This is a genomic window from Candidatus Methanoperedens sp. (assembly GCA_027460525.1).
Taxonomy (GTDB): domain Archaea; phylum Halobacteriota; class Methanosarcinia; order Methanosarcinales; family Methanoperedenaceae; genus Methanoperedens.
Genome location: JAPZAS010000037.1, coordinates 14,537 through 33,186, shown reverse-complemented (window position 1 = coordinate 33,186; position 18,650 = coordinate 14,537). Strand labels below are relative to the sequence as shown.

Annotated in this window: 18 protein-coding genes and 1 tRNA gene; 12 read left to right on the top strand and 7 right to left on the bottom strand. The window is 46.6% G+C overall.

The window, feature by feature from the left end:
- Positions 1 to 178: 178 nt before the first annotated feature.
- Positions 179 to 697, bottom strand: a complete 519-nt coding sequence (locus O8C68_13915; GenBank protein ID MCZ7396889.1) for a flavodoxin domain-containing protein — start codon at positions 695 to 697, stop codon at positions 179 to 181.
- A gap of 181 nt (positions 698 to 878) precedes the next feature.
- Here O8C68_13915 and O8C68_13910 point away from each other — a divergent pair, with 181 nt between their 5' ends.
- The 3 genes from O8C68_13910 (at position 879) to O8C68_13900 (ending at position 3,626) form a co-directional block, all read left to right on the top strand.
- The gene (locus tag O8C68_13910; protein MCZ7396888.1) at positions 879 to 1,034 is read left to right on the top strand and encodes a rubredoxin; all 156 of its coding nucleotides are present in this window, start codon (positions 879 to 881) and stop codon (positions 1,032 to 1,034) included.
- Positions 1,035 to 1,182: 148 nt separating this feature from the next.
- A complete protein-coding gene (locus tag O8C68_13905) occupies positions 1,183 to 1,731 on the top strand; it encodes a LemA family protein (protein MCZ7396887.1) in 549 nt (182 codons plus the stop codon).
- Complete coding sequence (locus tag O8C68_13900) at positions 1,728 to 3,626, top strand: DUF2207 domain-containing protein (GenBank protein ID MCZ7396886.1); 1,899 nt, start codon at positions 1,728 to 1,730, stop codon at positions 3,624 to 3,626. The genes O8C68_13905 and O8C68_13900 overlap by 4 nt, the downstream gene beginning before the upstream one ends.
- Before the next feature lie 79 nt (positions 3,627 to 3,705).
- On the opposite strand, the gene dnaJ is transcribed toward O8C68_13900, so the two are convergent.
- The 4 genes from dnaJ to thsA (O8C68_13880) form a co-directional block, all read right to left on the bottom strand.
- Entirely contained in the window at positions 3,706 to 4,857 is a 1,152-nt protein-coding gene (dnaJ, locus tag O8C68_13895; GenBank protein ID MCZ7396885.1) for a molecular chaperone DnaJ, read from the bottom strand.
- A 93-nt stretch (positions 4,858 to 4,950) separates the two neighbouring features.
- Positions 4,951 to 6,813: a molecular chaperone DnaK gene (gene dnaK, locus O8C68_13890; protein ID MCZ7396884.1), complete on the bottom strand. Its 1,863-nt coding sequence runs from the start codon at positions 6,811 to 6,813 to the stop codon at positions 4,951 to 4,953.
- Positions 6,813 to 7,424 (bottom strand): nucleotide exchange factor GrpE, encoded by a 612-nt coding sequence (gene grpE, locus O8C68_13885; GenBank protein MCZ7396883.1) that lies wholly within the window; start codon positions 7,422 to 7,424, stop codon positions 6,813 to 6,815. The genes dnaK and grpE overlap by 1 nt, the downstream gene beginning before the upstream one ends.
- 103 nt (positions 7,425 to 7,527) lie before the next feature.
- Positions 7,528 to 9,171 carry a thermosome subunit alpha gene (gene thsA / locus O8C68_13880; GenBank protein ID MCZ7396882.1) on the bottom strand — a complete coding sequence of 548 codons (1,644 nt, stop codon included), beginning with the start codon at positions 9,169 to 9,171 and terminating at the stop codon, positions 7,528 to 7,530.
- 252 nt (positions 9,172 to 9,423) lie between these two features.
- On the opposite strand from thsA (O8C68_13880), the gene O8C68_13875 reads away from it, so the two are divergent.
- The 7 genes from O8C68_13875 (at position 9,424) to O8C68_13845 (ending at position 15,527) form a co-directional block, all read left to right on the top strand.
- Positions 9,424 to 10,485 (top strand): deoxyhypusine synthase family protein, encoded by a 1,062-nt coding sequence (locus tag O8C68_13875; GenBank protein MCZ7396881.1) that lies wholly within the window; start codon positions 9,424 to 9,426, stop codon positions 10,483 to 10,485.
- Between the two features lie 67 nt (positions 10,486 to 10,552).
- On the top strand, positions 10,553 to 10,951 hold the full coding sequence (locus O8C68_13870) for a pyridoxamine 5'-phosphate oxidase family protein (GenBank protein ID MCZ7396880.1): 399 nt from the start codon (positions 10,553 to 10,555) through the stop codon (positions 10,949 to 10,951).
- A gap of 30 nt (positions 10,952 to 10,981) precedes the next feature.
- The gene (locus tag O8C68_13865; protein MCZ7396879.1) at positions 10,982 to 12,004 is read left to right on the top strand and encodes a histone deacetylase; all 1,023 of its coding nucleotides are present in this window, start codon (positions 10,982 to 10,984) and stop codon (positions 12,002 to 12,004) included.
- 63 nt (positions 12,005 to 12,067) lie between these two features.
- Positions 12,068 to 12,140: transfer RNA gene (locus O8C68_13860), tRNA-Gln, on the top strand.
- A 236-nt stretch (positions 12,141 to 12,376) separates the two neighbouring features.
- A complete protein-coding gene (locus tag O8C68_13855; protein MCZ7396878.1) occupies positions 12,377 to 12,544 on the top strand; it encodes a hypothetical protein in 168 nt (55 codons plus the stop codon).
- Between the two features lie 255 nt (positions 12,545 to 12,799).
- On the top strand, positions 12,800 to 14,404 hold the full coding sequence (gene thsA / locus O8C68_13850) for a thermosome subunit alpha (protein MCZ7396877.1): 1,605 nt from the start codon (positions 12,800 to 12,802) through the stop codon (positions 14,402 to 14,404).
- Between the two features lie 49 nt (positions 14,405 to 14,453).
- The gene (locus O8C68_13845; protein MCZ7396876.1) at positions 14,454 to 15,527 is read left to right on the top strand and encodes a TIGR04084 family radical SAM/SPASM domain-containing protein; all 1,074 of its coding nucleotides are present in this window, start codon (positions 14,454 to 14,456) and stop codon (positions 15,525 to 15,527) included.
- Between the two features lie 12 nt (positions 15,528 to 15,539).
- Here the strand turns inward: O8C68_13845 and O8C68_13840 are convergent, their stop codons facing one another.
- Together O8C68_13840 and O8C68_13835 are read right to left on the bottom strand one after the other, a co-directional pair.
- Positions 15,540 to 15,971 carry a peptidylprolyl isomerase gene (locus tag O8C68_13840; GenBank protein MCZ7396875.1) on the bottom strand — a complete coding sequence of 144 codons (432 nt, stop codon included), beginning with the start codon at positions 15,969 to 15,971 and terminating at the stop codon, positions 15,540 to 15,542.
- Positions 15,972 to 16,213: 242 nt separating this feature from the next.
- Entirely contained in the window at positions 16,214 to 16,372 is a 159-nt protein-coding gene (locus tag O8C68_13835) for a hypothetical protein (GenBank protein ID MCZ7396874.1), read from the bottom strand.
- Positions 16,373 to 16,486: 114 nt separating this feature from the next.
- On the opposite strand from O8C68_13835, the gene O8C68_13830 reads away from it, so the two are divergent.
- A complete protein-coding gene (locus tag O8C68_13830; protein MCZ7396873.1) occupies positions 16,487 to 17,278 on the top strand; it encodes a hypothetical protein in 792 nt (263 codons plus the stop codon).
- A 103-nt stretch (positions 17,279 to 17,381) separates the two neighbouring features.
- Positions 17,382 to 18,650, top strand: a complete 1,269-nt coding sequence (locus O8C68_13825) for a 3-isopropylmalate dehydratase large subunit (protein MCZ7396872.1) — start codon at positions 17,382 to 17,384, stop codon at positions 18,648 to 18,650.

The window sequence follows — 18,650 nt, the reverse complement described above, 5'->3', positions numbered from 1 at the left end:
TTTGCAGAATATGTAGCTGTTGCTGAAAAATCAAGTATGGAGCAGACGGCTTAACGACAAGCTGCTTACTCCAAAACAATAGTTTCTCTTTTGAATTTCTGCGCCTGTTTCTAAAGGTTAGAAATCAAGCAACAATCCACGATTCAAACCCTCAAGCATCGAAACCCATGCTTCTCTCTCAGTGACCTCCTTCACCCATTTTGACTTCCTGCATGAGTGCATCTCCACGCTTCGGTTCGCTTCCTGGCTTGGCATGTTTTTCAGCGACCTTTTTCACTTTAATAGCGATATCTTTTCCAAGCCTCTTGCATTCTTCTAGATCTTTTTCTGTAGGTAGATACTGGATTCGCAGTACAGGATCTATCACATTTATACCGAGTTGACGCATTTTTTCTGCAATCATTATAGGCGCCTCCCCGCTCCATCCATAAGAGCCGAAAGACGCTCCGAATTTAGCTTTTATTTTTGCTTTTTCAAGACTTTCTATGAATTTTTCCATTGGGGGCAGCATCTTATAATAGAAAGTTGAAGAACCGATCGCAATTGCATCTGCATCTTTCAATTCTTCTATTCTTGCCTCCTGGAAATTCATGGCTGTTGCCTCAACATTTCTTGATTGAACACCTTCTACGATAGCCTCTGCCATCGCTTTAGTGTTACCTGACGTACTGAGATACACAACTACTACTTTTGGCATATTTTTCCCACCTTTCTGTATTGAGATTGGGTTATGTTCTATGTCCCCATCTCATAAGAGCATTAAAACTAATTTTAGATAAACCTTTCGCTATGCCAAGTTTCATATTAGCGCCATGATGACTGTAGTACTTGGATTATAAATAGTAAAAGGAATAGACTGGATAAAGAGGTGTGAGTGTATGCAAAAATATCGATGCACGGTCTGCAGTTATATCTACGACCCTGAGGTTGGAGATAATCCAAAAATCAAACCTGGAACCCCTTTTGAAGACCTGCCTGATGACTGGGTCTGTCCTCAGTGCGGCGTGGGTAAAGACATGTTTGAAAAAATGTAAGGGAGTTTGGGAACCGTTTTTCCAAAACGGTGGTCTGTTACTTATTTCCTCAGCTTATTTACAATCATAGCGAGTATTGTACCTGGCATCAGAAATTTTATATAGTGCATGAAATAACCTACGTATCACAAATATGGATATTTTATTGGTGGTATCTGTCCTTATAATCCTGTTCCTGATTATTGCAATCTATTTTTTCTTTTCCACATATAACAGGTTCAAAAACTTAAGGAATGCAGCAGATGCCACCCTTTCCCAGGCAAGGGTAGCGATGAAAAAGCGGCTTGATATGATAGAACAGCTCATCGAGTCGGTCAAGAGCTATGCGAAGTTCGAGCAGGACACTTTTGAGAAGATAACGAGCATGCGCTCAAACCTCGGGAAGGCGGAACCCAATGACCTCACCAAAATGGACAGGGAGATGCGAGGGCTGTTTGGGAATATAGTTGCAGTTGCTGAGAATTATCCGGTCTTGAAGACCTCTGAAACCGTGACCGTCACCATGAACGCCATAAAGGATGTAGAAGATGAGATAGCAAGGCACAGATATACCTACAATAACATAATCCAGGAATACAATACCATGCTTGATACTATCCCTTCAAAATTTATAGGGCGCTATATCGGATTGAGCAAGAAGGACTATCTTGATTTCTTTGATGAGGAACTGAAAAGACCGGCGGGGAGTTGGGGTTGACTGAAAGCAGACAGATAGCGATATTATTGATTGTTGTAGCTTTGATCGGCGTTTCTGGATTGCTATTGACCGCAGGTATAGAGAGCGCCTGCGGCATAAGAGGCTGCGGGGATGTTTACGTGGAGAGCTACAGGGCTGATCTGTACATGAACGGAACGCTGGAAGAGAATTTCGTTTATGAAATTACTGAACCTTACAAATACAGAATGTTATATAGAAATTGGGAAGCAAAGCTATCTGAAGAAACACTTAATAGCCCTTATATAGAACCAGTCAGCATCTCTTCACCGCCCGGTACAATCGCGTATGTAAAGGATTATAAAGGGGATGTAAACACTTTCCTCCATCTCCCTTCCCCAGGATACACAAATGAGATAACGTATCTTGCAGAGCTCAATGAAGCAGGCGGCTACAAGCCTGAAAGATTCGATGCAGGAAGATATGAGATCAGCTATGTTTTCAAACTGCATCCGCCTCTTGAATGCGATCAGGAATACTGTCATCTGAATCTTAAAATTGCAGATAAACATCTTCCTTACAAACATGTTACTATAGCCATACATGACCCCGATGGTCTTGTTTCTCAGATATTTACACATCCTTTAATGAGTGCAAGAAAAGAAGGGCAAGTGCTGATCCTGGATGGAGATAGTCCTGAAAATACACTATTGGAGATTGAGATGCTGCTTAAGCCGGAGATTGCAAATATTATGGTGGCATTTCCCCAGAATGTGTCTGATATTGAGGGTAAAACGCTTTCAGCTAATTCAGAATACTCCAGGAACTCCAATATTTTTTCTGCACTGGATTATGGAATGAAAGCAATAGTACTCCTGTTTCCATTGATGCTTGCATTGATTTATAAGAAATACGGAAGTGAAAAATCTTTCACAGTACCAAAATTCCTGAGCTATGTGCCAAATAAAAGAAAACCCTGGCTTGTAAACCTTGTTTTCAGAAAAGATCCTTTTGATTTCGATGAAAATGGATTTTATGCTACACTTCTTGACCTGCAAAGAAGAGACATTGTGAAAATCGAAACTGAAGAGCAGGATGGATTGAGGATGAAACTTGAGAAAATACCTGTTATATCAAATATAATTATGTCAATTTCAGGGGATAAAGAATTGAGGATAAAAATACTGAAAGGGCACGATGCGGTGGAGGATGAATATGAGAGGGAGGTGATGCTCTTTTTGGAGAAATATGCAAGAAATAATGTTTTTGGCATAATCGGGTTTGAAGAAGAAGTAAGAGCAGCAAGGCACGCAGCAGAGGAGGGAAGGACTTCTCGCCTGGACGGTATTAGAGAAAATATGAAAAGGTTGCTGAAAATTGCCGATAAAAGTGCTGCAAATGAGTTTGTCAGGAGCGCAAAGACGTATGTCTGGATAATTTTTGGATTGGCTCTCATCGTAATGATTTCAATGTTCGTATTATTTTTAAGTTTAAGAGATATGTATCCTCAACTCTCCTCTGGCATTTTTCCAGCCATTGTTTTATTTTTGGAGGTAATCCCTCTTTTATTTGTTTCATCATCACTTTTTGGGAGATGGAAAGAGGATTATTACAAAGAAAAACTTGAGTGGGATGCCTTCAAGACATTCCTCTCGGATTTCGTGTTAATCAAGAAATACGCACCTGAGGACCTGAAGATATGGCAGGAGTGGCTTGTCTATGGAACTGCGCTTGGTGTTGGTGATAAGGTTGTAAAAGCCATGAAAGAGCTTAAAGTGGAAATCCCTGAAGTCCACGCATTGAGCTATATGCCGATATATTTCGGGCATGTTTATGGTATGACGTCACCGCCATCCTCCGGGGCGGGCGGAGGGCATGGCGGCGGTGGCTTCGGCGGAGGGGGCGGTTTTGGTGGCGGAGGAGGAGGGGCGAGGTGAAAATGTGAGCCCCAAATGCCGAGAACAACTATTAACTTGAAGCGGGGCCCGAGCGCTTTCATTCCGGGGTCATGCGTCTTTAAATATGCTCCCTTACCTTCTCGAAAATTCCCTTGCTCCTTTTCTCCCCGCTTATCTCGGCGAATTCGCGCAGCAGTTGCTTTTGCCTATCAGTCAATCTTGTCGGGACATCGACCCTGATTTTCACCAGTTCATCACCTTTTCCCGACATGTGAAGGCTCGGGAAACCTTTGCCTTTGAGGCGGAAAATATGACCGTTCTGCGTACCCGATGGGATTTTCATCGTTGCCTTTCCATCAAGCGTTGGTACAATGATCTCATCTCCCAGGGCTGCCTGTGCGAAGCTGATGGTGGTTTCCATCAGAATATCGTTTTCATGCCGCGTAAAAATATTGTGAGGCCTGACGTTTACTTCCACATACAGGTCGCCAGGCGGGCCGCCCTTCCCACCTGCTTCTCCCTCGCCTGGCACCCTCAGCCTTGAACCGGTATCAACACCTGGCGGGATCTTCACTTCCAGCTTTCGCCTTCTCTGCACAGTACCCGACCCGTGGCAGGCAGGGCAGGGCGCATCGATTATCGTTCCGGACCCGCGGCATGTCCCGCATGTGGAAGTTGTCATGAACCTGCCAAATGGTGTGTTCTGCGTCCTGCTCACCTGGCCAGTCCCCCGGCATGCCGGGCATGTCTTTGGCGATGTTCCGGGTTTGGCCCCGCTCCCGTTGCATGTCCCGCATCTCTCTGTTCTTGGGACTTCTATGTCGATTGTTTTCCCTGATGCAGCATCCTCAAAATTGATAGATAATTCATAGAGTAAATCCGAGCCACGGCGCGGCCCTTCTCGCCTTCCTTCCCCGCCGAAGAATATATCGAATATACTCCCTCCCCTGCCAAATCCGCCAGACCCGCGCATGCCGAAATCCCTGAGAATATCTTCAATATCCGGCGCCGCTTCCCTGAAGATATCTTCCTGGGAATACCTCATGTCTATGCCTGCATGTCCGAACTGGTCGTACTGCTGGCGCTTGGTCGGGTCTTCCAGTACGCCGTAAGCTTCTGATATTTCCTTGAACTTCTCCTCTGCGTCTGGGGATTTGTTCCTGTCCGGATGGTACTGCATCGCCAGTTTACGATACGCTGATTTGATATCGTCCTGCGGGGCTTTTTTATCGACGCCGAGAATCTCGTAATAGTCGCGTTTAGTAGCCATGATTTGCAGCTATAATGACCCTGAATGTAAAAAAAGATATGTCCTGTTCAAGAGGTGAAAATATGGGAATGAATGCCCCCGGAAGAATGAGGATTACTTCTTATCCTCATCCACCACTTTATATTCCGCATCCGTCACTTTCTCATCCTTCTTCTCTTCCTCCGGCTTTGTCCCTTCCTGCTGAGCCTGCTGAGCCTGCTGCTGTGATTGAGCCTGCTGATATAATATCGTGCTTATTGCATGCATCTCCTTCGTGAGCTCATCGATGGCAGATTTAATCCTGCTCGCATCCTCGCTTTTTATGGCTTCCCTGGTACTCTCAATAGCCTTTTCAACTTTTTCTTTCTGCTCGCCGCTAACCTTGTCGCCAAGTTCCTTCAGCGTCTTCTCGGTTGTATAGACCAGCGTATCTGCCTGGTTCTGGAGTTCGACCTTTTCCCTTGTCTTCCTGTCTTCCTCGGCATATTTCTCTGCATCTTTTATCTTCCTGTCGAGTTCATCCGAAGGCATCTTGAGCGGCGCGGTTATGGTCATCTTCTGCTCTTTTCCGGTCCCCAAGTCTTTAGCTGTTACATGGAGTATCCCGTTTGCATCGATATCAAAGATAACCTCTATCTGAGGAATCCCGCGCGGCGCAGGCGGTATTCCTACGAGATTGAACCTTCCCAGCGTCACATTATCGTATGCCATCGCCCTCTCCCCCTGAAGCACATGTATCTCCACGGTTGTCTGGCTATCAGCAGCGGTTGAGAATATCTGGCTTTTCCGCGTCGGGATGGTGGTATTCCTGTCTATGAGCTTGGTCATGACATGCCCCAAGGTCTCGATACCGAGGGTGAGAGGGGTAACATCAAGCAGCAGGATATCCTTCACTTCACCCGCAAGCACGCCTGCCTGGATTGCTGCCCCAGTTGCCACGCATTCCATCGGGTCAACGCCCCCCTCAACTTTTCTCCCGACATAGTCCTCGACGAATTTTTGCACTATAGGCATTCGCGTAGGTCCACCGACCATTATTACCTTGTAAATATCCTTGGGAGTCAATTTCGCATCAGCCATTGCCTGACGCATCGAACCCCTGCATCTTTCTACCACATCGCCGACAATATCCTCAAGTTTGGCTCGTGTCAGGGTCATCGTCAGGTGTTTTGGACCCGAGGCATCTGCGGTCAGGAACGGCAGGTTAATATCTGAGGTAAGGGTTGTTGAAAGCTCGATTTTAGCCTTCTCTCCTGCATCCCTTATTCTCTGCATTGCAACCTTATCATTGCGTACATCAACACCCTGCTGCTTTCTGAACTCCTCGACAATGTAATCCACTATCTTATTGTCCATGTCCGTGCCGCCCAGTTGCGTATCGCCGCTGGTAGCTTTTACCTCAAAAACACCGCCGCCAAATTCCATTATCGTAACATCAAGTGTTCCCCCTCCGAAATCGAAAACCATGATTTTCTGCTCTTTTTCCATCTTGTCCAGACCATAAGAAAGAGATGCTGCGGTGGGTTCGTTGATTATCCTTACGACTTCCAGACCCGCAATCTTACCGGCATCCTTGGTAGCCTGCCTCTGGTTATCATTGAAATAGGCAGGCACGGTTATGACTGCCTTCTCCACCTTCTCACCCAGAAATGCCTCAGCATCGCGCTTTATTTTTTGCAGCAATATTGCCGAAAGCTCCTGGGGCGAGTAATCCTTTCCAAATATCCTGTACTTGTAGTCCGTGCCCATCTTTCTCTTGAAGGCAGTGACCGTGCCTTCAGGATTGGTGATCGCCTGCCTTTTTGCAGGTTCGCCCACCAACCGCTCACCCGTCTTTGTAAAAGCCACGTAGCTGGGAAACGCCTTGCCGTACTGGGTTATCCCCTCAGCACTTGGAATTATTGTAGGTCTTCCGCCCAGCATTACCGCTGCTGCAGAGTTGCTCGTTCCGAGATCTATACCTATGATTTTTGCCATTATTTCACCTCATTCTCTATTTCCTCTTTCTTTTTCGATACTCTGACTTTCGAATAACGAATGACCCTGTTATTTAACATATAACCCCTTGCAAGCTCTTCAAGGATTGTACCGTCATCGTACTCATCGGTAAGCGTCTGCATCATTGCTTCGTGTTTATATGGGTCGAACTTTTCTCCCTGCGCTTTGATGGGAATAAGACCATTTTTTTCAAGCACGTTTTTGAATTGCTTATATATTAGCTCCATTCCCTCAATTAACTTATCGTTATTATCTGTCTTTTTGGCATTTTCCAGCCCTCTCTCAAGGCTCTCACAGACATCTATCAGCTCCAGTATGAGTTTCTCATTGGCATATTTTATGAACTCTTCCCTTTCTTTAAGTTCTCTTTTCCTGAAATTATCAAACTCTGCGCTCAGGCGCAGACAGCGGTCTTTTTCTTCTTGGAGTTGTTTTTTTGTTGTTTCTAATTCTTTTACAAGTTCTTTCTCACGGGGCTCTTGTGCTTCAATTTCTTTTGTTTCCGGTTCTTCTTCACGGGCTTGGGGAGATTCGGCTTCTTTTTCCCCGATTTGCGTTTCTTCCCTGTTCGTACCTTCTTTATTTACCATCAGACAGCTCCGTGATTAATTTAAAAATATGCAAGTATCCGTGAAATACCAACTCCTCAAACAGATATATCGCAGGTTAATAATTAATTTATGCTTTGCAATGTTAGTCTTCTTCAACCGAGGGAGCCTGGATTCCGTCGTAATAATCTGCCGTGTGCTCGGGCTTAACGTCCATCATGCCTGTTTCCTTTGCCATCAGAATATCATTTATGCGCAAAATCATAACCGCAGCATCGGTTGCAGATTTGATTTCCTGGGTCTTTACACGCAACGGCTCAACTACGCCTATTTCCCTCATGTCCTCTGCTTCGCCTGTAAAAACATTTAACCCGGAAGTCTTTAAGCCTTTATTGTGCTTGTTTCTGAGCTCCGTAACAATGCTAATAGCATCCAGACCTGCATTCTCCGCAATACCTTTGGGGATTTCCTCAAGCGCATCCGCATAAGCCATTATTGCAAGCTGTTCCCTTCCGCCGTGGGTTGCGGCGTACTTTCGAAGCCTTGTTGCAAGCTCCATTTCAGGAGAGCCTCCGCCTGCCACAATCTTCCCGTCTTCTATCACAACGCCAACCACGCGCAGCGCATCATCGAGAGCCCGCTCGACCTCATCTGCAACGTGTTCTGCGCCGCTGTAAATCAGGATGGACACCGCTTTGGGATTCTCGCATCCCTCTATATAGACCATCTTATAGTTGCCCACGCCGCGCTCCTCGACTACGTCGGCTCTACCGAGGTCTTCCTCTTCTACGCCGTCCACCTTGGAAACCACGCGTGCCCCGGTCGCTTTTATAATTTTTTTTATCTCTTCGTCCTTGCATCTCCTGACCGCAAAAATACCCTTCTTGGCAAGATAATGCATCCCGATATCATCAATCCCCTTCTCTGTAAATACAACATTTGCCCCGCTTTTCGCAAGGGCTTCCACTTTCTCTTCCACAAGCCTGCTTTCTTCAAGCCTCGCTTCGCTCAGAAGCTCTGGCGATGAGATTTTAAGCGTGGATTTAACCTGTGTTTTTTCGACCTCTATCCCTGTATCGAGAACTGCGATTCTTGCATTCTCAACCTTCCTTGGCATGTTTTTATGGGCTCTTGCCTTATCAATCACAAGCCCGTGAACGAATTTTGTGTCCTTTATGCTACCGCCGCGCTGGTGGATTATATTGATGTTCTCCTTTACGTTCACCTTGCCGCCCTCTTTAATTGACTTCGCGGTCTGGACGCACAACTGCACAAGCGAATCAAGAGCAAGGTCTGCGCTTTTTCCCGTGAGAGCGGTTCGTGCAATGCTTTCAAGCACATCGTCCGAAGCATCCATTGCCAATTCTTCCAGGATTTCAATGGCTTTCTCAGCGGCAAGCCCGTAACCTCGTGTTATGATTGTGGGATGAACTCCCTGTTCAATCAGGGCATGGGCTTTGCTCAGGAGTTCTCCTGAAAGCACGACAGCGCTTGTGGTTCCGTCGCCTGCCTTGTCTTCCTGTGTGCGTGCTACCTCAACCATCATTTTTCCAGCCGGGTGCTTTATGTCCATTTCCCGTAGAATCGTGGCGCCGTCATTGGTAATTACCACATCACCCACAGCATTAACAAGCATTTTGTCCATGCCTTTTGGTCCGAGTGTGGTTCTTACAGCATCGGCTACTGCTTTTGCTGCCATGATATTCGACCCAAGTGCATCTCTACCCTGAGTCCTGGTTTTATCCTTGTCTAATATGATAATCGGCTGTCCGCTTAATTGCCCTGCCATAATAAATTACCTCCAGGTGAGATATTTCTTAGTGTTTGTGGTTCTATAAATAATTTGTGACCACTTTTTCTAAAGGCTGACAATCAATTTCAGCCACCTGCAATTAGCAATTCTTAAATATCTCGCTGGATATTTGAAATGGAAGTTATGATTGATATCGAATTATAAAATACAGGTATGAGCCATATGCACCGCATGAAACATAATTACTGGGAAGGAAAAGCTATTTCCCCAGTTCCTATCTCTAATAACATGACAATAACGCAATTGGTAGATGAAGTCTTCGATTGCATGGGCTACAATGCAAAAAGGCTTGCTGAAGCCTGCCATCTTTTCAAGACCATGATAGATGAGCATTCTACAGTTTGTTTGACGCTTGCCGGCGCCATGGCTCCTGTCGGCATGGGCGGGGGCATAATCAGGATGATAGAGCGGGGTTTTATCGACTGGGTTGTAACGACAGGGGCAAATACGTACCACGATATGCATTTTGCATACGGCTTGCCCGTTCACCAGGGGGATTATACGGCAGATGACAATGAACTGGCAGAGCATGACGTGGTGCGGATTTATGACGTGTATATCGATATGCAGCGTACGTTAATAGCCCAGGATAAGATTATACAGGCGATTACTCAGAAGGCGGTTGAAAAGAAAAGGTTCCCTGAGAAATTCTCCTCTGCATACTATAATAAAATCCTGGGCGAAGGGGTACTGGAAACCGCAAAGAAGCCTGAATGCTCATTCATCGCATCGGCTTCAAAGAACGACGTGCCTGTATTTGTGCCAAGCTTTGCGGATTCATCCGTTGGTATGGGAACAAGCTATCTTCCTATCCTTGCAGGCGGTTCAGCGGAACTTGCCCCGAAGGATTTCATAGACCCGAGCCCCACGATGGATGTCCTGGAGAGCGCTGCCATCGTGCACAACAGCACGCTCAACGATATACCGCGAGGCGTGCTTGAAGTTGGGGGCGGCGTGCCCAAGAATTTCCTGCAGCAAACAGGGCCCATGATTTCCCAGATTATCGGGATGGAATGCCCTGGTGAGAATTATGTTATCCAGGTGACGGTTGACCGCCCTGACGTGGGAGGGCTTTCGGGTGCTACGATCAACGAAGGCAAGTCGTGGGGAAAGATACCGAAGGCAGGGGAGGGGAATGTGATACCTTATCTTGATGCCACAGTTGGTGTTCCGATAATTTTCGCATATGCGCTTGAGAACTGCAAACCCAGGAAGCTTAAGAGGTTGAGCGCAAAGCTTCCTGAGATAACGCAGGAATTGATAGATGCGGCAAGGATGAATGTTCGATAACATCTGTTTTTTCCAAATCAAAACATTTATGACCAATGCATACTAAACGATAAACGGTGATAAAATTATGGTGAAAATGCCTCCTGAAATAAAGGATGTTGTCTCCAAGCAAAAACCGCTGCCAATAGCGACGGCAGATAAGAGCGGAAAGCCTAATGTGGTATTCGTTACCATGTGGAAGATCCTTGACGATGAAAACATTCTGTTTGTGGATAACTTTTTTAACAAGACAAGAAAGAACATAGAAGCCAATCCCAATATGGCAATAGTTGCATACGACGGCGATGCCAAGAAATCCTACCAGATAAAAGGGACTGTGGATATTGAAACAAGGGGCGAGCGGTTTTCAAGCGCAAAAGAGATGGCTGATGCCAAGAAACTACCCGGAAAGGCTGCCCTTGTCTTTCATGTGAAAGAGATATACGACGCCACGTACGGACCGAATGCAGGGAAGAAGTTGGCTTAGCTTCTCCATCTTTTTATTTTTGTAAGCGCCTTGAATAACAGAACGGGCATCATCTACCATCCCGATTATTTAAAGCATGAGACCGGTTCGCATCCAGAAAGAAAAGAGCGGCTGCTCTCGATACTAGCTCATCTTGAAGAAACCGGACTGATGAACCGGCTGGAAATGATTGAGCCGCAATACGCAAGCCTTGACGAGATTCAATATATTCATACACCTGATTACATTGAAAAGGTCAAAAAGTATTCCGAACTTGAAATTCCGCTTGACCCTGATACGATTTTATGCAGGGATTCGTACCATGTCGCACTGCTTGCAGCAGGAGGCGCGATAGCCGCAGTGGATGCTGCACTCGATGAAGTTGATTCCTCGTTCGCTCTCATAAGACCGCCCGGGCACCACGCAACGCCGGACAGAGGTATGGGGTTCTGTATTTTCAATAACGTAGCGATTGCAGCAAGGCATGCGCAGAAGAGAGGGAAAAAGCGCGTGCTTATAGTGGACTGGGATGTGCATCACGGAAACGGGACGCAGGAGGCGTTCTATGATGACCCTTCGGTATTATATTTCTCGACACATCAATACCCGCATTATCCTGGAACGGGATGGCTGGATGAGGTTGGAAGCGGGGAAGGGATAGGTTATAATATCAATGTTCCCCTGCCCGCAGGAACAGACGATGCGGGATTCATTGCAGCGTTCGAGGAAATACTCGTTCCTGCGGCGCTTGAGTTCAAGCCAGACATTGTTCTTGTCTCCGCAGGGCAGGATGCATGCGCCGATGACGGTCTTGCCCAGATGAGAATGAGCGTTTTGGGTTTTGGGGTACTTGCATCCATTGTGAAATCAATAGCCAAGGAAACCTGTGGTGGGAAGCTCGGCGCTGTCCTTGAAGGCGGATACGACCTTGAGCTGCTTTCACATTCTGTTGCGGCAGTGCTCAATGTTTTTATGGGGCGGGAACCTGTCAGGAAAGAATCAGCCGTCAATCCGCAGGTGAGGGCGCGGTTAGAAGAAATAAAAAAAGTTCAGCGCGAATACTGGCATTTTTGATGTCGGGTTCATCAAACTCCGATAGATTAATACGTAAAAAGCTTAATTATGCAAACCTTGCGAAGCCCGGTAGTGTAGCGGTCAATCATGCGGGACTCTGGATCCTGCGACCAAGGTTCGAATCCTTGCCGGGCTATTGGTTTTTCTGTTGAAATTGGTATCGATATAGATAGATTGGTATGCCAAAGCCTTTTGCGATAGAGTGTCAGTTTTATCATTTAAACCCTTTTTCACACCGTGATAAAAAGTATACAAAGCAAACATTTAAGTAACAAAACGACTAATACCCAAATTATACCCAAATCTGACAAGATGGATAGGATAGGATATCTGGGTAAATGTTCAGGATATGAAGAGTAAAAGGGTGGAAAGATGGGCAAATTAACCATGTTTCTGATCGTAACGGTTGCAGCCAGTGTATTTGCCCTGCCCACAGTGACATCTGTGGATCGAGGACAGTATACGTCTTTAACAATAGTGATAATGTTAACCGCAATAATTGCCATGCTAATATCGGCGATAAGACAAAAAATAGGTTGATGAAGCTGAAGTATCGACAAATGTTTCCATTTTGCTGTATTAGGAATTTGGACTTACACCCTGATCGGAGGTCCAGCCTTTCTTTTCGGGTTCCTTACCGGAGCAAATTGGAAATAATCGGGGCAATTACCAGCGATATCTTTTTATAGAACTATAAACAAAACAACAGAAACTTAAGGCTTAAATCCATTATCGAAAAAGCCGATTGCAGCTACATTTAATTATTCACAAAGGAGAATATCTATGGCAGGTCAAATGGGCGGACAGCAGGTTATTATTTTAAAACAGGGAACAGAACGCACACGAGGAGAAGAAGCGAAGCGAAGCAACATCATGGCAGCGCGTGCTGTAGCTGAAGCCGTGAGAACCACGCTCGGTCCAAAAGGACTGGACAAGATGCTCGTTGACCCGGCAGGGCTTGTAATCATCACCAACGACGGCGCCACCATACTCGACGAGATGAAAATCAAACATCCTGCTGCACAAATGGTTGCCGACGTTGCAAAGACGCAGGACGATGAAGTCGGGGATGGGACGACCACAGCAGCGGTACTGACGGGGGAACTTTTAAAAGGCGCACAGGAACTCATGGAACTGGGAGTTCATCCAACAACAATCATCCACGGATACAACCTTGCTGCAGAGAAATCAAAAGAAATCCTCTCCGATATTTCAATACCCGCAAAGGACGATAATCTCAGGAAAATAGCAGAAACCGCGCTTACAGGAAAAGGTATAGAATTCTCAAAAGAAAAACTTTCAAACCTTGCGGTCAGCGCCGTGAAGTCGATCGTGAAAAAAGAAAACGGGAAAAAGACTGCAAATATCAAGAGCATCTCCATAGAGCGGCGCGGGGAAGGAAGCGTGGAGGACAGCGAGCTTATTGCGGGTATAATCCTGGATAGGACAAAAACCCACCAGAGCATGCCCTCGCGCGTAGAGAATGCGAAGATTGCAATCCTTGCCACGCCTATCGAGGTGCGAAAGACCGAGACAAAATCAGAGATATCCATCGAAGCTCTCGGGCAGACGCGCATGTTCCTTGAACAGGAAGAAAGACAGATACGCGAGGCTGCTGAAAAAGTGATAAAAGGCGGGGCAAACGTTGTGTTCTGCCAGAAGGGCGTGGACGACATGGCACGGTATTTCCTCGCCAAGGCTGGAATTTTCGTGACGCACAGGGTGAAGAAGAACGACCTTGAGAAGTTATCACGGGCCACGGGTGGAAAGATAATCACAAGTCTCGATGAGATAACGCCTGAGGCTCTGGGGCATGCAGGACTGGTTGAAGAAAAAATGGTTGGGAATGGCGAGATGATATTCGTTACACAGTGCGAGAACCCCAACACCTATTCCATATTACTGCGGGGAGGAACAGAACACGTTGTCACAAGTCTTGACAGAGCTATGCATGATGCCCTGCGCGTCATCGGCGTAGTGATCGAAGATGGGAGGATCCTCGCTGGAGGAGGCTCGCCTGAAATAGAGCTGGCGCTTCGCCTGCGAGAGTATGCCTCCACCTTGGAGGGAAGGGAACAGCTTGCAGTAACTAAATTCGCGCAGGCTCTTGAAATCATCCCCAAGACCCTGGCTGAGAATGCCGGGCTTGACTCGATTGATATGCTTGTCGAGCTGCGCAGCAGGCATGAGAATGGAGATAAGAATGTTGGTCTTGATGTGTTTGAAGGTAAACCTGTGGATATGCTGGAAAACGGCGTCATCGAACCGCTTCGTGTAAAAACGCAGGCAATAACCCTTGCGACCGAAGCAGCATCCATGATTCTGCGCATCGACGATGTAATAGCTTCTTCGAAGGAAGCACGCCCCAAGAAAAAACCTGATTTGAGCGACCTTGAATAATATTTTAAGCTGGACATGTAACGCTTAATAACAGCTCATCTTTTATCGCATGCATTATCACATAATCCTGACAAAAGAATGCAATCTCAACTGTAATTACTGCGGGGGCGGGAGTGATTCTCCTCCAAAGGAAATCCAGTACTCGATTTTCGACCTCATGTCGTTCTTATCCAGAGATGAAGCCCCTGTAATCGAGTTTTATGGAGGCGAGCCCCTCCTTCGTATCGAAACCATGAAGAGAATCATGGACGCAATACCCGGGCGCTTCGTTATCCAGACAAATGGTTTATTGTTAGATAAAATAGAATCTCAGTATCTGGACAAATTCAATTCAATACTTGTGTCTATTGACGGGAAAAAGGAAGTTACGGATGGGTGGCGCGGTAATGGTGTATATGACAGGATAATGCACAATGCGAAGGTAATAAGGCAAAGAGGTTTTCAAGAAGACCTGGTTGCCAGGATGACAGTGGCGCAGGGTACGGATATCTATGAAAACGTGCGTTATCTTCTGGGCACAGGGGCTTTCGATCATGTTCACTGGCAGCTCAGCTTTGAAATGTTCTGGGAAGGCGCAGAAGATGGAATTGAGAAGTGGATTGGCTTCTATAATGAGGGTATTTCTTCACTCGTAAGATGGTGGATTTCCGAGATGGCACTTACAGGCAGACTTGCGGGGATTGTTCCTTTTATTGGCATTACGAATTCCCTGCTTTCTGGCAAGGAATCGCAACTTCGATGCGGCTCTGGGATTGATTTTTTTACGGTAATGCCGGATGGCAGGATTTCTTCCTGTCCCGTATCAGTTGATTTTGATTTCTCGGTTGTGGGCTCGATATTCAGCGATGCTCCGCTATCTCTTTGCGATAAGGTCAGCGTGGGTGAGCCGTGCTTATCATGCGATATTTTCCATATCTGCGGCGGTAGGTGCCTTTTTGTGAACCATGCACAGGATATGCTGAGGGAGAATGGATATTCTCTTATCTGCACGACAGTCAGGCATCTTGTGAGGGAATTGCAGAATGCGCTGCCGCATATTCTGGAACTGATTGAAAGCGGGGTTGTTAAACGTTCGGATTTTGAATATCCCCGGTTTAATAACGGGTGTGAGATTATCCCTTGAAAATTCAGGTTGCTATTGGATTGTGGCTTTTAAAATCTTATCCCCCTTCCTGATTTTCGCCGCCACAGCCATGCCCTCTGTCACCAGCCCGAAAACGGCGTAGTTCCTGTCAAGGAATTTTGCATCCTCAAGGCAGATGTAGAACTGCGAGGAGGCGCTGTTGGGGTCCTGCGAGCGCGCCATTCCCACTGCTCCTTTCCTGTGCGTGAGTGAGGGGGCTATCTCAAGAGGTATGTTTTTTCCCGAGCCGCCCGTGCCATCGCCTTTTGGGTCGCCGCCCTGGATTACGAAGCCTGGTTCGATGCGGTGGAAGGTAAGACCATTGTAGAAGCCTTTGTTTGTGAGGTCTATGAAGTTCTTTGTGGTGATGGGGGCTTCAGTTTCGTAGAGTTCGAATTTGATTGTTCCTTTTTGGGTTTCTAACACTGCTGTTTGGTTTGGCATAAGTATCGTGGTAGCATAGAGGAGGTTATGGTATAATTGCTTTTTGAATGGATATTACAGATGTAATAATCCTATTTTGCCGTACAATGTTACGATTTTTGACCTTTAAAATCGGTGACAGCCTCACAATCCGCATACCCAAGGAGATTGCAAACGCAGTCGGACTTAAAAAGAAGGCGCCGCGGTAAAGCGGCAGTCAGGGAAAAGAAAATAGTAATTGAGCCTGCGTGAAAGGAAGAACCTCACTCATTTCTCGAGGCACCGTATACTATTAGATCGATTTCTTCTTCGCTTGTCTCAACACCAAAATTGCTCGAGAGACTTCTTATTTTCTTTTTTTCTTTCTCTGATAAGGGTAGTTTAAAGAGCCTTCCACATAAGGTACCTTTCTTCTCGTTCATAGGCAATAAGATAATTTTATCTTTTATAATACTTTTCTCTCTTTGCGCCGTCTGCAACGGTTGAGCAAAAACAAATCGACAGTTTTATCTTAACGTATTTCACTTAGCGGTGTTATGAAATCAATATCTACCATACTGATAGTCATTCTTCTGGCAGCCCTCTTTTCGGGATGCGTCGGAGGCCCGCAGGCTACACCGACTCCAACACCGCCGCCCACAACAACCCCGGCAGTAACCGCAACCGCCGCGCCATCGGCAACTGCAACCATGCTTCCCGGGGTCACCCCTACAGGAAAAAGTATTCTGATAAAATTGGACAGCCAGAGAGGTTTTAGTCCCGCTACGCAGACCATCCAGCCGGGTGATGAAATCCTCTGGAGCGATTATGATACAGAAACCGTTACGCTCATAAGCGGCGACGGACTTTTTGTCGCCCAGGTATTGCCGTATTACGCAGGGTACCGATACGTATTCAAAACGCCTGGAACTTATAGCTTCTACCTTAAAGAGAACAAAAATCTAACCGGCACTATTATAGTATCTCCAGTAATACCCCAGACACCTACGCCACTTCCGACTATAGGAGAACTGCCCCGAGGCTTTCTTTACGTGGATGCACGGATGATAAACCCTGCAAACTGGGGACCTGGAAATTATTCGCTTCAAAGGGTGAAAGCCCAAATCACTAACGAGATAACCAACCCCCTTTCCATAACAGCGCAGATCGTAAGCGATGGGCAGGTTCTTGAGGAAAAATCGTTCGTTCTTGAACAGCAGGGCAGCGGTTATCAGTTTTCAAATGACATGAGCCATTTCATCAACAGTACCAATGTAATCCTGCGGTTGCTGGTTCAAGGCTATCAGCCGGCTGAGTACAACTTCACGATTGCGAGCAGCCTCGGTTAACGTATTTCTATAAAGCTTCTAATAATTATTGAGGATTTTGAATTCAAAAACTGATCTTCAGATTCGACAGCATTAAATAATTCCACGCTCTCAATAAGGCTTCATGGCACAAACCGTTTCAGAAAAGATATTCTCAAAAGCATGCGGCAAAAAGGTGAAGGCAGGCGACTTTGTCCTCGCAAACATAGACTGCGCCATGACCCATGACATCACAGGACCACTTGCGGTTGAGGGCTTCAGGGAAATAATAAAAGGCAAAAAAACGCAGAAGGTGTGGGACCCGAGCAAGATTATTATTCTTTTCGACCACCAGGTGCCGGCAGATTCTCTAAATGCCGCCGCCAATCACATTTTCCTGCGCCAGTTCGCACAGGAGCAGGGAATCCTGAATTATGATGTTTTTGAGGGCGTGTGCCACCAGGTGATGCCTGAAAAGGGGCATGTCCGACCGGGCGACCTCATCGTGGGCTCGGATTCCCATACATGCTCCTACGGAGCACTCGGCGCCTTCTCCACCGGCATAGGAAGCACAGACATGGCTTTTGTTTTTGCTACAGGAAAACTCTGGTTCAAAGTGCCTGAGACAATGAGATTCGAGCTTACCGGAAAGCTTCCAAGATGCGTTTATCCCAAAGACGTCATACTCTATCTCATCGGTGACGTGGGCGCAGAAGGTGCACGGTATAAGACCGCTGAATTCTGCGGTTCCGTGGTCAAAGGTATGGACATCCCGGGAAGGATGACCATGTGCAACATGGCTATTGAGATGGGAGGAAAAGCCGGCATTGTGGAAGCGGACGGGATTACAGAAAAATACCTCAAAGAAAGGGTGCCAGGTTTTAAATTAGACACTCTCTGGAAGAGTGACAAGGATGCAGCATTCGTGGAAACAAAAGTCTACGACGTCTCTAAACTCCCGCCACAGGTGGCTTGCCCGCATAACGTTGATAATGTAAAATCCGTGGAAGAGGTGGAGGGAATCAAACTCAACCAGGTGTTCGTGGGCTCATGCACCAACGGGCGATTTTCCGACATGGAAGTCGTGGCTAAAATAATGAACGGCGAAAAAGTGGCTAAAGGCGTTCGGTTATTGATTATACCGGCCTCGCATACTGAATACATGAAGACGCTTCGCGCCGGGTACGTTGAGCAATTCATGGAAGCGGGCGCAATCGTGGAAGCACCGTGCTGCGGGCCGTGCATGGGCGGCTCGTTTGGATTATTGGGCAAAGGCGAGGTCGGGCTCTCCACATCGAACAGGAATTTCAAGGGCAGGCAGGGAAGCCCCGATGCTCTTGTATATTTATCCTCTCCTGCGACTGCGGCTGCAAGCGCTCTGTATGGAGAGATTACAGACCCGAGAAAAGTTTAA

What these genes read in the sequence shown, in the direction of transcription:
- O8C68_13915 (MCZ7396889.1), bottom strand. Translation starts at nt 697, where the DNA reads ATGCCAAAAGTAGTAGTTGTGTATCTCAGTACGTCAGGTAACACTAAA.
- O8C68_13910 (MCZ7396888.1), top strand. Translation starts at nt 879, where the DNA reads ATGCAAAAATATCGATGCACGGTCTGCAGTTATATCTACGACCCTGAG.
- dnaJ (MCZ7396885.1), bottom strand. Translation starts at nt 4,857, where the DNA reads ATGGCTACTAAACGCGACTATTACGAGATTCTCGGCGTCGATAAAAAA.
- dnaK (MCZ7396884.1), bottom strand. Translation starts at nt 6,813, where the DNA reads ATGGCAAAAATCATAGGTATAGATCTCGGAACGAGCAACTCTGCAGCA.
- grpE (MCZ7396883.1), bottom strand. Translation starts at nt 7,424, where the DNA reads ATGGTAAATAAAGAAGGTACGAACAGGGAAGAAACGCAAATCGGGGAA.
- thsA (MCZ7396882.1), bottom strand. Translation starts at nt 9,171, where the DNA reads ATGGCAGGGCAATTAAGCGGACAGCCGATTATCATATTAGACAAGGAT.
- O8C68_13875 (MCZ7396881.1), top strand. Translation starts at nt 9,424, where the DNA reads ATGACAATAACGCAATTGGTAGATGAAGTCTTCGATTGCATGGGCTAC.
- O8C68_13870 (MCZ7396880.1), top strand. Translation starts at nt 10,553, where the DNA reads ATGGTGAAAATGCCTCCTGAAATAAAGGATGTTGTCTCCAAGCAAAAA.
- O8C68_13855 (MCZ7396878.1), top strand. Translation starts at nt 12,377, where the DNA reads ATGGGCAAATTAACCATGTTTCTGATCGTAACGGTTGCAGCCAGTGTA.
- thsA (MCZ7396877.1), top strand. Translation starts at nt 12,800, where the DNA reads ATGGGCGGACAGCAGGTTATTATTTTAAAACAGGGAACAGAACGCACA.
- O8C68_13845 (MCZ7396876.1), top strand. Translation starts at nt 14,454, where the DNA reads ATGCATTATCACATAATCCTGACAAAAGAATGCAATCTCAACTGTAAT.
- O8C68_13840 (MCZ7396875.1), bottom strand. Translation starts at nt 15,971, where the DNA reads ATGCCAAACCAAACAGCAGTGTTAGAAACCCAAAAAGGAACAATCAAA.
- O8C68_13835 (MCZ7396874.1), bottom strand. Translation starts at nt 16,372, where the DNA reads ATGAACGAGAAGAAAGGTACCTTATGTGGAAGGCTCTTTAAACTACCC.
- O8C68_13830 (MCZ7396873.1), top strand. Translation starts at nt 16,487, where the DNA reads ATGAAATCAATATCTACCATACTGATAGTCATTCTTCTGGCAGCCCTC.
- O8C68_13825 (MCZ7396872.1), top strand. Translation starts at nt 17,382, where the DNA reads ATGGCACAAACCGTTTCAGAAAAGATATTCTCAAAAGCATGCGGCAAA.